The sequence below is a fragment of the Ursidibacter maritimus genome (assembly GCF_009761395.1).
Taxonomy (GTDB): domain Bacteria; phylum Pseudomonadota; class Gammaproteobacteria; order Enterobacterales; family Pasteurellaceae; genus Ursidibacter; species Ursidibacter maritimus.
Genome location: NZ_LEKN01000023.1, coordinates 1 through 15,780 on the forward strand (window position 1 = coordinate 1; position 15,780 = coordinate 15,780).

Genomic DNA, 15,780 nt, shown 5'->3' on the forward strand with positions numbered 1-15,780 from the left:
CAGTGCGTCGTTGTGTGGTGTGCATTATAGAGAAATCTGAACACAACGCAAGGACTTTTTTCAGAAAAATGGCAAAAAATAGGAAAAAAATGACCACTTGATGAAAAACAAAACAAAACCAAGAAAAAACATTCAAATAGTGGTTAATTCTTAGTAAAAATTTACCAATTTATTTTCCAATAGTCTCACACTCCTTCTTTTCACCGTTTTTACAAGCTAATTGGTAATAGGCTAATCCCATTTCTTTATTTGGACTTACCACTTTACCCACCTCATAAAAATAAGCGAGGCGATATTGCGAATACGCTTTGCCTTGTTCTGCTGCTTAGCGATAAAAATCAAATGCTCGATGAACATCTTCGTTTTGTGCTTAAGCCAAATTCATGTATCATGCATAATTGCTCTTGGATACTCGCATCTTTGGGTTGCTGTTGATTGGTTTTAATGAAATTTTCAAAGGATTTTTCGTTATTTTGTTCTATTCCAATCCCACGAAAATAAAGCATATCCAATAATATCGTAATACATTAACTTTCTTAAACCAATAGAATGCTTGTTTATAATATTTAGCCATAAACTCCCTTTTTTGTAAGCAAATACTAATCTAGTTTTCACATATAACTCACCTAGTTCTGTACTTTTTAAATAACGTCTAAAGTCTTCTTTTCAATCTTTTTCAACACCACATCCAAGCGGTAAGATTACTCTTAGCTTTTGCAACTTTTCGCTGATATACCCCACAATTCACCTGTGGATAACTTATAATAAAACTGTCATTAAGTTGAGATCTATCCAAGGATAAGTGATCGTAAAAAATGATCTGTGGATAAGTAATGATCTTATTCACAATAAAGATCCTCGTTTTTTGATCGTTTTATACAGTTTTAGATCTATTTTAACTTATTGTTTTTACTCTTTATTTTAGATTTATCCTAAAAATTGAGGTTCTCTAATAAAAAAAATAATAAAGATATCTATATAAAGATCTTATTTATATAGATCGCATCTATCCTGAATGATCTTCAAAATAGCTTTTCTAGGATCTTCTTTTTTCAGGTACAATAGATCGTTTTGATTTTTGAATGTATTAAAGGTTTATATGATTTATCGTGAAATATATGATGTGATTGTGGTTGGTGGTGGGCACGCTGGTACGGAAGCGGCACTTGCTCCTGCTCGAATGGGGCTAAAAACATTATTATTAACCCATAATGTCGATACGCTAGGGCAAATGTCTTGTAATCCTGCTATTGGAGGAATTGGTAAAGGGCATTTAGTCAAAGAGATTGATGCAATGGGTGGTTTAATGGCAACAGCAACGGATCACGCAGGTATTCAATTTAGAACGTTAAATAGTAGTAAAGGCCCTGCAGTTCGTGCAACGCGTGCTCAAGCAGACCGTGTGCTATATCGTCAAGCGGTACGCACTGCATTAGAAAACCAAGCTAATTTAGATATTTTCCAACAGGAAGTCGTGGATATTTTAGTGGAAAGTAATCGAGCTGTTGGTGCTGTGACTAAAATGGGTTTAACCTTTAAAGCGAAAGCCGTTATTTTAACAGCAGGTACTTTCTTAGCCGGTAAGATCCATATTGGTTTAGATAACTATGCAGGCGGTCGAGCAGGCGATCCTGCAGCGACTATGTTAGCCGATCGTTTGCGTGATCTGAATTTGCGTGTGGATCGCTTAAAAACAGGGACACCGCCACGTTTAGATGCCAGAACTATTGATTTTTCAGTGTTAGCACAACAACACGGTGATGATGTATTACCTGTATTTTCTTTTATGGGATCGGTTGAACAACACCCACGCCAAATACCTTGTTATATCACTCACACAAACGAGCAAACTCACGATTTGATCCGCAATAGTTTAGATCGTAGTCCGATGTACACTGGGATTATTGAGGGAATTGGCCCACGTTATTGCCCTTCTATTGAAGATAAAGTGATGCGTTTTAGTGATCGTAATAGCCACCAGATTTATTTAGAACCTGAAGGCTTAACCACCATTGAAGTTTATCCTAATGGTATTTCAACAAGTTTGCCTTTTGATGTGCAAATGGGCATTGTTAATTCGATGAAAGGCTTAGAAAAAACGCGTATTTTAAAACCGGGCTATGCAATTGAGTATGATTACTTTGACCCGAGAGATTTAAAACCAACCTTAGAAACCAAAGCCATTGATGGTTTATTTTTTGCAGGACAAATAAACGGCACAACAGGTTATGAAGAAGCAGGGGCTCAAGGCATATTAGCAGGGATTAACGCAGGATTACAAGTGCAAGGAAAAGAGCCTTGGTTCCCTACTCGTGATCAAGCTTATACAGGCGTTTTAGTTGATGATCTCTGTACTTTAGGGACAAAAGAGCCTTATCGAGTATTTACTTCTCGTGCGGAATACCGCTTATTATTGCGTGAAGATAATGCAGATATTCGTCTAACGCCGATTGCTTACCAAATGGGGCTAATTGATGAAGCTCGTTGGGTTCGTTTTAATCAGAAAATGGATAATATTGAGAAAGAGCGTGAGCGTTTAAAACAAATTTGGGTGCATTTACAGAGTGTGAACCTTGATGAAGTTAATCGTTTACTCAGTAGTCCATTAGCACGAGAAGCCAGTGGTGAAGATCTATTACGCCGTCCAGAAGTAACCTATGAAAAATTAACGCAAATTGAGCCTTTTGCTCCAGCTATTGAAGATAAACAAGCCGCAGAGCAAGTGGAAATTGCAATTAAATATCAAGGTTATATTGAGCATCAATATCAGGAAATTGAACGTCATAAACGTCACGAAAATACGCTTATTCCTGCGGAATTTGATTATGATAAAGTGGAAAGTTTATCAAATGAAGTGCGTGCAAAATTAACTCAACATCGCCCAGTTTCAATCGGACAAGCTAGCCGTATTTCAGGTATTACTCCTGCCGCTATTTCAATTTTATTAGTCGCCTTAAAAAAACAAGGTATGCTGAAACGTGGTGAGTAAGGAATTTGTAAAATGTTAGCAAAATTAGACCGCTTGTTAGCTCAAGCGGATATTAAACTAAGCCTTGAACAAAAACAGCAACTTATTGATTTTGTTAAATTATTAGATAAATGGAATAAAGCCTATAATTTAACATCGGTGCGTGATCCGAACGAAATGTTGATTAAACATATTTTGGATAGTCTTGTGGTAAGTAAGCATCTACAAGGATCGCATTTTATTGATGTTGGAACAGGGCCGGGGTTGCCGGGTATTCCCCTTGCGATAGCCAATCCAGATAAACAATTTGTGCTGTTAGATAGTTTAGGAAAACGTATTACTTTTATTAAAAATGCCATTCGAGAGTTGAAATTAACCAATGTTGAGCCTGTGCTTAGTCGTGCTGAAGAGTTTCAAGAAACGCAATTTGATGGCGTGCTGAGTCGAGCTTTTGCTTCATTAAATGATATGGTTGACTGGTGTTATCACCTACCTAATCAAAATGGGCGTTTTTATGCGTTAAAAGGGATTTATCAAAGCGAAGAAATTGAGCAAATTACATGCCCGATTGAATTGTTAGAGGTTATTCCATTACAAGTGCCAGATCTTGTTGGAGAACGCCATTTAATTGTGTTAAAGAAATAAATTACAACGGTTAAGTAGTTTTATGCAACATCATTATCTTGAAATGCAAGAGCATTTTCTTTATGTGCCTTATTATCAGCATAATAGACGTATTCGAGTGCTGTTACCTAAAGATTATCATCATGAACAGTCGCAATACTATCCAGTGTTATATATGCACGATGGGCAAAATGTGTTTTATAGCAAAGAGTCTTATTCGGGGCATTCTTGGAAAATTATTCCAACAATTAAAAATACGCATGAATTACCGAAGTTAATTATTGTTGGTATTGACAATGCAGGCGTTGATCGTCTTGATGAATATGGGCCTTGGAAAACGAATGTAGGAAAAGGTTCTGTGGCTAATGCTGGTGGAAAAGGAATGAATTATGCTAAATGGGTTGTCGAAACGGTAAAGCCATTTATTGATCATCACTACCGAACCAAGCCTGAACGTGAACAAACCTTACTTGCGGGTAGCTCAATGGGTGGTATTATTACCGCTTATATGGGAGCAGCATATCCACATATTTTCGGACATCTTGGGGTATTTTCTTTAGCTTCGTGGTTTAGTGAAGCTGCTTTTCTGCAATTTATTCATCATCATTCCCTAGCTAAAGAGAGTAAAGTTTTTATTCAAGTTGGGACGAATGAAGGCGATGAAGTGGATTCGCATTTTATTTCGAATATGAATCAAGCTTACATTGATTGTACTTTGCACTATTATCAAGCACTATTGCGTACAGGACATCCACTTGATCATATTCGCTTACGCATAATGGCAAATGAAATCCACCACGAAATGCACTGGGCAGATCATTTTGTGGATTTTCTGCGGTTTTCATTGGTGGAATAGTGGTTTAGTTGATATAAGTAAGAAAAAAGGACGTAGATCAAAGTGATACGTCCTTTTTTATAGGGATTAAAAACTAGGTAAAATCTATAATTCTTTTGCCAAGCGATCTAATTCCGCTTTGGCAGATTGTTGTGCTTTTTCAACCGCTTCTGGACCAAAACCAAGAGCTTCAGCATAAACAAATTCAACATCAGTAATGCCGATAAAACCTAGGAAGGTTTGAACATAGACTTTAACTAAGTCAGTTGATTTGTCTTTATGTAAACCACCTGTGGTTAAAATCACAATGGCTTTTTTACCTTTTACTAAACCTTCAGGGCCTTCAGCAGTATATTGGAAAGTAACACCTGAACGAGCGATGTAATCAAAGTAGCTTTTTAATTGTGCGGGTACGCTGAAGTTATACATTGGGGCATTGATCACAATAACATCGCTATTTTTAATTTCAGCGACTAACTCATTCGATAGTGCTAGTAATTTTTTCTGTTCTTCGGTTGCAGGTTCACCACGAGTTGCCGCTGCAGCATCGCTTGTAAAATAAGGTAATGGTTGCTTAACTAAATCACGAGTAGTAATTTCTGCGTTTAATTGTTGAATGAAGTAATCACTTAATAAATTTGATTGCGAATGTTCTGCAAGAATGCTTGATTTTAAAACTAATACTTTTTTCATATAAACCTTTTCAAATAGCGAACCGTAAAATAGAAAGATAGTTTATTATGTATTTTTTATTCAATAAATAGGGTAAATGTGAAAAGAGTATTTACCCTAGATAAATAATAAGACTTAATAAGTTTCTCTATCTCGAAGTAAATGGACGTTTCCTTTGCGTCTTAAAAAGCCTGAACGGTCAAAGTATTCAATCAGTTGAACTGTTAATTTGCGTCCATATTGAATTTCATCTCGGAGCTGATTAACGGAAATCTCGCCATTTTGTTGAATAAACTGCTTGATAAGCTGAGCAAATTGGCTAATTTGTTCGTGCAGTAAAAAGCGATCTTTGACTATTGGAACTAAATAACCTAATTTTCCCGCTTTGTAGAGCAAGTTACGCATTTCATTTTCATCTATTGAAAGCTCATTTGCGATATTTCGTACCCATAATGCTTGATTAGTTCGTTCAAAAAGCGGTCTGATTTCTGCCCAAATTTGCAATTCGGTATGATTAAATTCAATACGATGATCTGGTGTGTGGATCCAACCGCGTGTTTGCGATAATTTTTGTTCTGCAAGTAATTCATCAATAAAATGATAAATAAGATCTTCAGGTTGATCTAAAGCAGCGATACGATGTAAACGTGCTTTTGTTACCCCCAGTTGATCATTATGTTGTTGATGGTATTCACTTAATTTATCAATAATGTTTTGTTGAACCTGTTGTTTAAATGCGTTATTAAATAACCATTTGCTATGTTGTTGGTAGCTTAATATGGCGATATCTTCAAGGAAAATTTGTTCTTGCCAGAGTAACTGCGATAAATTAACGGTTTGATGTTGTGTATAAAGAGCAAGGCGTGTATCTAATTGATCTGCTTGTGATAATAGCTTTAAATAAGCCAAACGAGCATCGCTACGTTTATGACGTTTAGGCGAATGAATTTCGAGTACCACACCGCCAGCAATTGTTTGGCTATCATCGCCATTTCGGATAATCAATTTATCTCCAATAGCAAAATGCAGTGCATCATCACAGATAATTTCTGCAAAATAATTACCGTTTCTCACCGCTTGTGTGGCATTGAGTAGATTAAGTTTGGCTGTAATATGGCTGGCGTAGTGGTAGAGATGGATAATACTGTTTTCTTTAATGCTTTGAGCGGCTGTTAATTGAATGGTAATACGCTCACTAGCTTGCGTTGGGGCTAATTGTGTTAGCCAGTCACCACGTTGAATTTGTTCTTTTTCCACATTGGCTATATTGAGTGCCAAACGTTGTCCTGCAATCCCTTCAGATGACTCATTGTTTTGGGCGTGAATTTTTCTTACTCTAACTTTTAGCTCATTTGAGAGATAGATTTCATCACCTATTTTGACTTTACCTGCAATGGCGGTACCTGTTACCACAAGCCCTGTTCCTTTAACGTGAAAAACACGATCGATAGCATAGCGGAAAGGCTGATTTACCTTAGAATGAGTATGGTTAAGGCTTATTAAATATGTTTTCAGTTCGGCGATACCCTGCCCTGTTTGAGCAGAAGTGACAAAGAATTTTGAAGATGATAAATCAAATTGTTGTTTTAACTGGGTTATTAAGGATTGAATTTGCTCATCATTACTGCGGTCAGCTTTAGTAATCACGACCATAATATGAGAAAAATTAAGTAATTTTAAAATGCCTAGATGTTCAATTGTTTGTGGTTTTATCCCCTCTTCTACCGATACGACTAATAATGCGTGTTGAATACCGCCAAGCCCCGCCAACATATTTGAGAGAAATTTTTGATGCCCAGGTACATCAATAAAACCCAAAATATCATTTTCAATCGCTAGATAAGCATAACCTAAATCAATGGTTAGTCCCCGTTTTTTCTCTTCAGGCAAGTGAGAGGTATGTGTGCCTGTCAGTGCGTGTAATAATGATGTTTTACCATGATCAACGTGGCCTGCGGTAACAATGATCATTCTTTTTCTCCTATAACTTGGGCGGATAATTCCGCCCAAAGATAAATCATTTAATTATATTGATGAGGTAATCAAACAAGCCTAATTACATTTTTTCAACGGTTTTGATCCCCAATAAATCTAAACCTTGTTTTAGAGTATCAGCCGTTAGACTAGCTAATTTTAAACGACTTTGCTTAATACTTTCTTCTGCATTAAGAATAGGGCAAGCTTCGTAGAAACTTGAGAAAATACCTGCTAATTCATAAAGATATTGACAAAGAACGTGCGGGGTACCTTCTTTTGCAACAGTAGTTACCGATTCTTCAAATTGTAATAATTTGAGTGCTAATGTTCGTTCTTTCTCTTCATTTAAGAGAATGTTGCCCGATAATTGGGTTGGATTTATCCCAGCTTTGCTGAAAATAGAACGGATACGGGTGTAGGCATATTGCATATAAGGTGCGGTATTACCCTCAAAGCTCAACATATTATCCCAATCAAACACATAATCGGTGGTACGGTTTTTAGATAAATCAGAGTATTTTACTGCTCCAATTGCGACTGCTTCTACCACAGCTTGCTTTTCACAAGCGGTAAGATTTGGATTTTTTTCTGCAATTAGTTTTTCTGCACGCTCTACGGCTTCATCAAGTAAATCGGCTAATTTTACCGTTCCGCCTGTACGGGTTTTGAATGGCTTTCCATCTTTGCCTAGCATCATTCCAAAATTGTGATGTTCAAGACTAAAGCTATCAGGCACATAACCTGCTTTACGAGTAATTAACCACGCTTGTTGCATATGTTGGCTTTGACGAGTATCGGAGAAAACCAATGCTCTGTCTGCTTTTAAGGTTTCATAACGATATTTGGCAGCTGCAATATCCGTTGTGGTATATAAAAATCCACCATCTTTTTTCTGTACGATAACACCCATTGGATCGCCATCTTTATTTTTAAATTCATCAAGATAAACCACTAATGCACCTTCGTCTTCTACCGCTAAGCCTTGTGCTTGTAAATCAGCGACAATGGCTGGCAGCATTGGGTTATAAAGGCTCTCTCCCATTACATCATTTTCGGTAAGTGTCACATTTAAACGTTGATAATTGTGCTGATTTTGTACCATTGTAATTTTGACTAGTTTTTGCCACATTGTATGGCAGTACTCATCACCACTTTGTAGTTTTACAACATAGTTACGGGCTTTCTCCGCAAATTCGGCATCACTATCATAATGTTCTTTTGCTGCGCGATAAAATGCTTCTAGATCGCTTAATTCCATCTCGCTTGCGTGCTCGTTTTCCATTTTTTCAAGGTAGGCAATTAGCATTCCGAACTGTGTACCCCAATCGCCAACGTGGTTTGCTCGGATAACATTATTCCCTAAAAATTCTAATGCTCGCACTACACCATCACCAATGATTGTTGAACGCAAATGTCCAACGTGCATCTCTTTAGCGACATTTGGCGAAGAGTAATCGACCACAACAGTCTGGGTTTGTGATAGCTGAATACCTAATTTCTCACTATTTAAAGCTTGCTCTGCGTTATTTGCTAACCATTCGCCACTTAAGAAAATATTGATAAAACCCGGTCCTGCTATTTCCAATTTTTCGACAATACCTTCTAGGTTGAGATTATCTAGCACTTTTTGAGCAAACTCTCTTGGGTTACAACCCAATTTTTTTGCAGCACCCATAATGCCGTTTGCTTGATAATCTCCAAATTGTGGTTTGCCTGATTGTCGGACTAACGCTTCTACATTTTGCTCTGCTCCAGCCGCAATCATTGCTTGCTTAATTTTTTCCGATAGAATGTGTTGAATATTCACGATAATTCCTATTGATGAGATACTGTAAAAATGTGTGCAATGATACTAAAAAACCCTGTTAAAAACTTTGATTTTGCAAATTTTTTATCAAAAATGACCGCTTATTTCGGTGATATAGGTCAATTTGAGCAAAAAATTCAACAACTTGCTCAAGTTATCGGGTTGGATTTAAGTAAATACCCTATCGATCATCTTGCAGTAAGAATGAATAATGTAGAAACAGCACAACAGTGGCGAGATTTTCTATTGGTGGATAATTCGTTATTAAAAGAGAGTGAAGTAAATGGTCGCCCTATTAGCTTAATTAAATTAGTTGAGCCACTTATTTTTTGTGGGCAGAAGGTTTCAATTATTGAATTACCGTTTCCTAAAGATAAGGTTTATCTAGAAGAAGGTTGGGAGCATATAGAAATTGTTATTCCTTTTATGGAAAATGAATCTGTTGAGCAGTGGGGGAAGCGTATAGAATTGCAATTTGGATTACCACAAAATACTCAAATTTGTTATAAAATTAGCCAACCTAAAGTTTTAGGGGAAAGATTACCTAATCCGAGTATTGCGATCACATTGAAAGACGCAACTAATCGTAATAATTGTTGTCTTAAAGTTCATCCTTATGATATAACTACAATAGTCTGTTCAGAAAATAATTTCTGACCTTTTTCGGAGTTTATATGAAAAAATCTAAATTTGTTTTGGCACTATTTGCTTCAGTTTCTCTAGTTGGTTGTGCTAATACGGATATTTATAGTGGCGATGTTTATCGTGGCGATCAAGCGAAAGAAGCTCGTTCTATTAGTTATGGTACGATTGTTTCCGTTCGAGATGTAAAAATTCAAGCTGACAACCAAGGTGTTTTAGGTTCTGTTGGTGGTGGTGTTATCGGTAGTATAGCTGGGTCAACCATCGGTGGCGGCACAGGACAAGCAATTGCCACTGCAATTGGTGCTATTGCAGGTGCAGCTCTTGGTAGTAAAGTTGAAGAAAAAGCGAGTCAAGTTTCTTCATTAGAGATGGTTATTCGTAAAGATGATGGTAAAGAAATCGTTGTTGTTCAGAAAAAAGAAAATGGTTTCAATCCAGGTAAACGTGTAAGAATCGTGGGTTCTAACTCAGATCTAAACGTTTCTCTACTTTAATAAAAATAAATTTGTTTATATCTAAGGAAAAACAATGAAAAAATTCTCTCTTATTATGTTAATGAGTGTGGTGTTAGCGGCTTGTACAGCTGATGTTTATTCAGACAAAGGTAATGCAACTGTTCTTAGTAGCAAAGATTTAGATGCAAATACAGTAGAACTTACTGTTGCTAAAGATGATGGCGAAGTTGTGAAAATGGTTCGTAAATACGACTCTCATGCAACAGTAGGTGCTCGTATTGTTGTTGGTGATGCGCAAGCAAATCAAGATGAAGATTTAAAAACAATTCGTCGTTACGAATTCAAATAATCTAATTGAATTAGCGAATTATCTTAAAGGTAATTCGCTAATTATTTCTATTCATTAATTCTCATTTAACATTTCTAATAATTCATCGAACTGCCCTACTGATCGTAAATCTAACCACATTTTTTGCTGTGATATACGAGTGATCATTGGATTTGGATAATTTTTAAATTGTTGTTCTAATTCTAATAAATCACGCTGATTTGCACTTGAAATGGTTACTGCAATAGATGGGATTTGTTCCGTTGGTAAAGCTCCACTGCCTATTTGAGCGAGAGAAGGCTCAATTTGCAAAATATAACGAGAATCTAACTGCTTATATAAACTGGCTTTTAATTGCTCAGCCTTTTGGTTAAGCTCATCTAATTTTTGTGTAAGTAACTGCAAAGTGGGCAATGAATGAGTGAGCTGCTCGGGGAATAGATATTGGCGTAAAGTTGCTTCTAACCCAGATAAAATAACTTTATCACAGCGTAAAACTCGTTTTAATGGGTGTTGTTGCAGTTGAGAAATGAGAGATTTTTTTCCAACGATAATGCCAGCTTGTGGCCCACCAAGTAGTTTATCTCCTGAGAAAGAGATAAGATCGACACCAGACAACACCTTATCTTGCACCATTGGTTCTGCTGGTAAATTTAGTGCTTGCATATTAACAAGAGATCCACTACCTAAATCACTCATAACAGGTAAATTAAACTCTTTTCCTAATGCTACTAACTCTTCTTCGCTGACATTTGCCGTAAACCCTTGAATTTGATAATTGCTAGTATGCACTTTCATTAGAAAAGCTGTATTCTCAGTAATAGCATTACGATAATCTTTTAGATGCGTTCTATTAGTTGTGCCAACTTCGACTAATTTACAACCTGCTTGCTGCATAATATCTGGAATACGAAATGAACCTCCAATTTCAATCAATTCACCGCGAGAGATAATCACCTCTTTACCTTGGGCAAAAGTAGCTAATATCAGTAATACGGCTGCCGCATTATTATTAACAATGCAAGCGGCTTCTGCACCTGTAATTTCGGAAAGTAATTGAGAAATATAATGATCTCTGTGACTTCTTTTTCCAGCTTCAATATCAAATTCTAACGCAACATTATGTTTCATCGCTTGAGTGGCTGCTTGTATTGCATTTTCAGACCACAACCCACGCCCTAAATTGGTATGTAAAACAGTTCCTGTTAAATTAAAAACTTGTTTTATAGCAACATTTTTTTTCTTAGATAACAGTTCTTCCACTCGGTTTAATAAAAATTCATTAGATTGGCAAATATCAGGTAAGGCGTGAGTTTGATGAATTTCTTGACGAATTTGAGCAAGCAAACTACGAATCTGTTCAACTACTGCTTGATGCCCAAATTGTAAAATAAGCTGTTGACCTTGAACTGTTTTTAATAATTTATCTAGTGCAGGAATAGAGCGGAATAAATGTTGCATAAAGAAAACCTATTGAGATATTTTGCACAATTTTAATAAATTCAGTAAAATGGCGCTACTTTTTCGGAAGTGAGTCGTCTCCGGTGAGGCGGTAGGACTTCAAATCCTATTGAGGATGCCAGCGTTCTCGGGTGGGTTCAACTCCCATTCACTTCCGCCAATCCATATAATCCGCCATAATTTAACGTAAATCAACCCATAAAAATCCCTTATAAATCAAGCCTTTCATTCTGTTTATTGTATTCTAAAGTAAGCCGTTGTAAACTCACATCAACTATAAAATAGTAACAAAAATAGTAACAAACTTATCCTTTGTTACTATTTTTTATAAGCCTTATATAGCAATGTTTAAAGGCTTATATGCTTTTTCAAAATCTTGTTACTTTTTGCCTTTTTCTTTGTTACTAATTGCTATGAGTAAGTTAAAAGATATTCAAATCAGCCACTAATTATTCATTCCTTTCTAGATTATTTCTACAGCTTTATAAATCCATCATAGATGTGCACTGCATCGCCAGTCATATAAAGCGGTGTACCTTCACCATTCCATTCAATATTAAGTGAACCACCTGGTAAATCGACTTGTACTTGATTATCTAATAATCCTTGCATAATACCAACAGCAACAGCCCCACAAGCACCGCTACCACAAGCTTGAGTTTCACCTGCTCCACGTTCAAAAACACGCAGTTTAATGTGATTGCGGTTAATGACTTGCATAAAACCAATGTTGGCACGTTCTGGAAAACGTTCGTGACTTTCAAGTAGCGGACCTAATTCATTTACGTTAGCCTTTTCAATATTTTCAACTTGTAGTACGCAGTGTGGATTACCCATTGAAACCACACCACACAATACCGTTTGAATAGCGGTTCGAAGAATGTAATTTTTTTCAAATTTGTTGGCTGTAAACGGAATTTGAGCAGGCTCCCAGATTGGTTCACCCATATTGACTGTAATTTTTCCATCTTCTTTTAAGCTTAATACCATTTTTCCTTTGGCGGTACTTACGCCAATATCGGATTTATTAGTTAGCCCTTTTAATGTAACAAAACGAGCAAAACATCTCGCACCATTACCACATTGAGAGACTTCACTTCCATCAGCATTGAAAATACGATAGTGAAAATCCAAATCAGGATCATAAGGTGGTTCAACCAGTAAGAGTTGATCAAAGCCCACACCACGATGGCGATCAGCTAATTTACGGATAATTTCTTCCGTTAAATAAACGTTCTGAGTAACACCATCAATAACCATAAAGTCATTACCTAAACCGTGCATTTTAGAAAATTGCATACATTTTCCTATGATTAGAAATTTTTATTGATCTTAGTTATAGCGATTATATTTATTTATTGATATATTGCTCGCCTTTCTGTTTAGGTTAGGAAAGGACGAATTATCGCTAGCATTTTTCGTCAGTATGAAGTTTTTTTTTGAAAATTACAATGGAGCAATTATGTCCGCAATGTTTCTTCTTCAATTTGCCGTTGTATTACTTTGTATTTTGATTGGTGCACGAATCGGCGGCATCGGTCTAGGAGTAATGGGCGGTGTTGGCTTAGCTATTTTATCTTTCGGATTTGGGTTAAAACCAGCAGGTTTACCTATTGATGTGATGTTGATGATTATGGCGGTAGTTTCTGCTGCAGCTGCAATGCAAGCAGCTGGTGGTTTAGATTATATGATCAAAATCGCAACCAATATTTTACGTCGTAATCCTAAATATATTACATTTATCGCCCCAGCAGTAACTTGGACATTTACGGTTCTTGCTGGCACAGGGCATGTTGCTTATTCTGTATTACCTGTTATTGCAGAAGTAAGCCGCCATAATGGTATTCGCCCAGAACGTCCGCTTTCAATGGCGGTAATCGCTTCTCAATTTGCAATTGTGGCAAGTCCGATTGCTGCAGCTGTCGTTGCTGTGGTTGCATATTTGGAGCCACAAGGCATTACATTAGGTAGCGTATTAGGAGTAACAATTCCTGCTACTATTTTAGGTTTATTCTGTGCTTGTTTAATCGTTAATAAATTGGGTAAAGAGTTAAAAGATGATCCACATTATCAACGTTTATTACAAGATCCTGAGTATGTAAAATTAAACCATGCAGTTACTAACCCAGAAACTATCGAGATCAAATCAACAGCAAAAACATCAGTAGGTTTATTCTTATTCGGTGCATTACTTGTTGTTGTAATGGGTGCTATGCCATCACTTCGTCCAGTATTTGATGGTAAACCGATGGGAATGGCACATACGATTGAAATCGTCATGTTATCAGTTTCAGCATTAATTATTTTAACTTGCAAACCAAACGGAAATGAAATTACTCAAGGTTCTGTATTTCACGCAGGTATGCGTGCTGTGATTGCCATCTTTGGTATTGCTTGGTTAGGTGATACTTTAATGCAAGGTCATATGACAGAAGTGAAAGGAATGGTTCAAGGTTTAGTTGAAGCTGCTCCTTGGGCGTTTGCCTTTGCACTCTTTGTTCTTTCTGTATTGGTAAATAGCCAGGGTGCAACAGTGGCGACATTATTCCCAATCGCTGTGGCATTAGGTATTCCAGCTCCTATTTTAATTGGGGTATTTGTTGCCGTAAATGGTTACTTCTTTATTCCAAACTATGGACCAATCATCGCATCTATTGACTTTGATAGCACAGGTACAACGAAAATTGGGAAATATATTTTCAACCACAGCTTTATGCTACCAGGCTTATTAAGTATGGTATTCTGCTTAGGTTTCGGTTTATTATTCTCAAGTATCTTACTGTAACGAAAACATAGTTATATTAGCTAAATAAATCTAAGCGGTTAGATTATTGCAAATTTTTGCAAAGATCTAACCGCTTGCTTATTTATGCCAAGTTCTCATTTGGCAATTATCTGATAAAAAGGTAATATCTATAAACTTTTTAGCAGTTTGATAATCAAACTGTTTTTTAATAGATTGAGAAAGTAATGAACCAACAACCAGATCAAGAACTACCCGATGACGATATTGAAGTGATTGAGCCAGAAGAAGTGGAATTGATTGATGACGGTGATGAAACAGATCACAAAGCTCTATCAAATACAATGCTTGTTCCACAAGGGAATTTAGATAGCTATATTCGTATGGCAAATCAATATCCGATGCTTACAGCCGATCAAGAAAAAGAGCTCGCAGAACGTTTCTACTATGATGAAGATTTAGAAGCGGCAAAACAGTTAATCCTTTCTCATTTAAGGTTTGTTGTACATATTGCTCGTGGCTATATGGGATATGGTTTGCCTTTAGCCGATTTAATTCAAGAAGGGAATATCGGTTTAATGAAAGCAGTAAAACGTTTTAATCCTGAAGTTGGGGTACGTTTAGTTTCCTTTGCGGTGCATTGGGTAAAAGCCGAAATTCACGAATATGTGCTACGTAATTGGCGTATTGTAAAAGTCGCAACGACCAAAGCTCAGCGTAAGTTATTTTTTAATTTGCGAAAAAATAAGCAACGTTTAGCATGGTTTAATGAAGAAGAAATTCAAAAAGTAGCGGAAGAACTCGGCGTATCTCCTGATGATGTTAAAGAAATGGAGTCACGAATGACAGGGCAAGATATGGCATTTGATTTGCCTGTTGGTGAAGATAGTGATGAAGCCTATGTTCCGTCAATGTATATCGAAGATGATAATTCTAATTTTGCAGATGACTTGGAAGATGAGCAACACAATGGGCAAGCAACAGCTCAATTAGCTTATGCTCTCGCACAATTAGATGAACGTAGCCAAGACATTATTAAAACTCGCTGGCTGGATGAAGAAAAAGCAACATTACACGAACTTGCTGCAAAATATAATATTTCCGCAGAACGAGTTCGCCAGCTTGAGAACCAAGCATTGAAGAAGATTAAAGATTCGATTACGTTGGAATAGATACTAATATGAAAGCGGTTCTATTACTTGCAAAATGGTGTGATTGCTAAATAATTGCTAAAAAGTGCGTTAAAGTGTAGAACATCAAACCTA

At 36.6% G+C, this 15,780-nt stretch carries 13 protein-coding genes, 1 tRNA gene and 1 pseudogene; 9 read left to right on the forward strand and 6 right to left on the reverse strand.

All coding sequences use genetic code 11. The features are described 5' to 3' along the window. Positions 1 to 169: 169 nt before the first annotated feature. Positions 170 to 295, reverse strand: a pseudogene (locus tag A1D26_RS09760) (SEL1-like repeat protein); the annotation flags it as partial. Between the two features lie 804 nt (positions 296 to 1,099). Between A1D26_RS09760 and mnmG the strand changes: the two are divergent. From mnmG to A1D26_RS05355, 3 genes are read left to right on the forward strand one after another with little or no spacing between them, the layout of a single operon-like run. After that, positions 1,100 to 2,989, forward strand: a complete 1,890-nt coding sequence (mnmG, locus tag A1D26_RS05345) for a tRNA uridine-5-carboxymethylaminomethyl(34) synthesis enzyme MnmG (protein ID WP_157403047.1) — start codon at positions 1,100 to 1,102, stop codon at positions 2,987 to 2,989. Between the two features lie 12 nt (positions 2,990 to 3,001). Continuing rightward, on the forward strand, positions 3,002 to 3,613 hold the full coding sequence (rsmG, locus tag A1D26_RS05350) for a 16S rRNA (guanine(527)-N(7))-methyltransferase RsmG (RefSeq protein ID WP_157403048.1): 612 nt from the start codon (positions 3,002 to 3,004) through the stop codon (positions 3,611 to 3,613). A 22-nt stretch (positions 3,614 to 3,635) separates the two neighbouring features. After that, positions 3,636 to 4,448 carry an alpha/beta hydrolase gene (locus A1D26_RS05355; protein WP_157403049.1) on the forward strand — a complete coding sequence of 271 codons (813 nt, stop codon included), beginning with the start codon at positions 3,636 to 3,638 and terminating at the stop codon, positions 4,446 to 4,448. An 84-nt stretch (positions 4,449 to 4,532) separates the two neighbouring features. Here the strand turns inward: A1D26_RS05355 and A1D26_RS05360 are convergent, their stop codons facing one another. From A1D26_RS05360 to argS, 3 genes are all read right to left on the reverse strand, one after another. Then, positions 4,533 to 5,120 carry an FMN-dependent NADH-azoreductase gene (locus A1D26_RS05360; RefSeq protein ID WP_157403050.1) on the reverse strand — a complete coding sequence of 196 codons (588 nt, stop codon included), beginning with the start codon at positions 5,118 to 5,120 and terminating at the stop codon, positions 4,533 to 4,535. Positions 5,121 to 5,234: 114 nt separating this feature from the next. After that, positions 5,235 to 7,070, reverse strand: a complete 1,836-nt coding sequence (gene selB / locus A1D26_RS05365; protein ID WP_157403051.1) for a selenocysteine-specific translation elongation factor — start codon at positions 7,068 to 7,070, stop codon at positions 5,235 to 5,237. 85 nt (positions 7,071 to 7,155) lie between these two features. After that, positions 7,156 to 8,883 carry an arginine--tRNA ligase gene (argS, locus tag A1D26_RS05370; protein WP_157403052.1) on the reverse strand — a complete coding sequence of 576 codons (1,728 nt, stop codon included), beginning with the start codon at positions 8,881 to 8,883 and terminating at the stop codon, positions 7,156 to 7,158. 39 nt (positions 8,884 to 8,922) lie between these two features. Between argS and A1D26_RS05375 the strand changes: the two genes are divergently transcribed. The 3 genes from A1D26_RS05375 to A1D26_RS05385 are packed head-to-tail and all read left to right on the forward strand — an operon-like array spanning position 8,923 to position 10,332. Then, positions 8,923 to 9,540, forward strand: coding sequence for a VOC family protein (locus A1D26_RS05375; protein ID WP_157403053.1), 618 nt, complete (start codon positions 8,923 to 8,925; stop codon positions 9,538 to 9,540). Between the two features lie 17 nt (positions 9,541 to 9,557). Then, positions 9,558 to 10,022, forward strand: a complete 465-nt coding sequence (locus A1D26_RS05380; protein ID WP_157403054.1) for an outer membrane lipoprotein — start codon at positions 9,558 to 9,560, stop codon at positions 10,020 to 10,022. Positions 10,023 to 10,056: 34 nt separating this feature from the next. After that, a complete protein-coding gene (locus tag A1D26_RS05385; protein ID WP_157403055.1) occupies positions 10,057 to 10,332 on the forward strand; it encodes a deoxyribose-phosphate aldolase in 276 nt (91 codons plus the stop codon). Between the two features lie 54 nt (positions 10,333 to 10,386). Here the strand turns inward: A1D26_RS05385 and selA are convergent, their stop codons facing one another. Further along, on the reverse strand, positions 10,387 to 11,772 hold the full coding sequence (gene selA, locus A1D26_RS05390) for an L-seryl-tRNA(Sec) selenium transferase (protein WP_157403056.1): 1,386 nt from the start codon (positions 11,770 to 11,772) through the stop codon (positions 10,387 to 10,389). 65 nt (positions 11,773 to 11,837) lie between these two features. On the opposite strand from selA, the gene A1D26_RS05395 reads away from it, so the two are divergent. Continuing rightward, a tRNA-Sec gene (locus A1D26_RS05395) sits at positions 11,838 to 11,932 on the forward strand. A gap of 314 nt (positions 11,933 to 12,246) precedes the next feature. Here A1D26_RS05395 and dapF read toward each other — a convergent pair. Continuing rightward, positions 12,247 to 13,071 carry a diaminopimelate epimerase gene (dapF, locus tag A1D26_RS05400; RefSeq protein ID WP_157403057.1) on the reverse strand — a complete coding sequence of 275 codons (825 nt, stop codon included), beginning with the start codon at positions 13,069 to 13,071 and terminating at the stop codon, positions 12,247 to 12,249. Between the two features lie 163 nt (positions 13,072 to 13,234). Between dapF and A1D26_RS05405 the strand changes: the two genes are divergently transcribed. After that, the gene (locus tag A1D26_RS05405; protein ID WP_157403058.1) at positions 13,235 to 14,557 is read left to right on the forward strand and encodes an anaerobic C4-dicarboxylate transporter; all 1,323 of its coding nucleotides are present in this window, start codon (positions 13,235 to 13,237) and stop codon (positions 14,555 to 14,557) included. 185 nt (positions 14,558 to 14,742) lie between these two features. Continuing rightward, positions 14,743 to 15,687, forward strand: coding sequence for an RNA polymerase sigma factor RpoH (gene rpoH / locus A1D26_RS05410; protein ID WP_157403059.1), 945 nt, complete (start codon positions 14,743 to 14,745; stop codon positions 15,685 to 15,687). Positions 15,688 to 15,780: the final 93 nt, after the last annotated feature.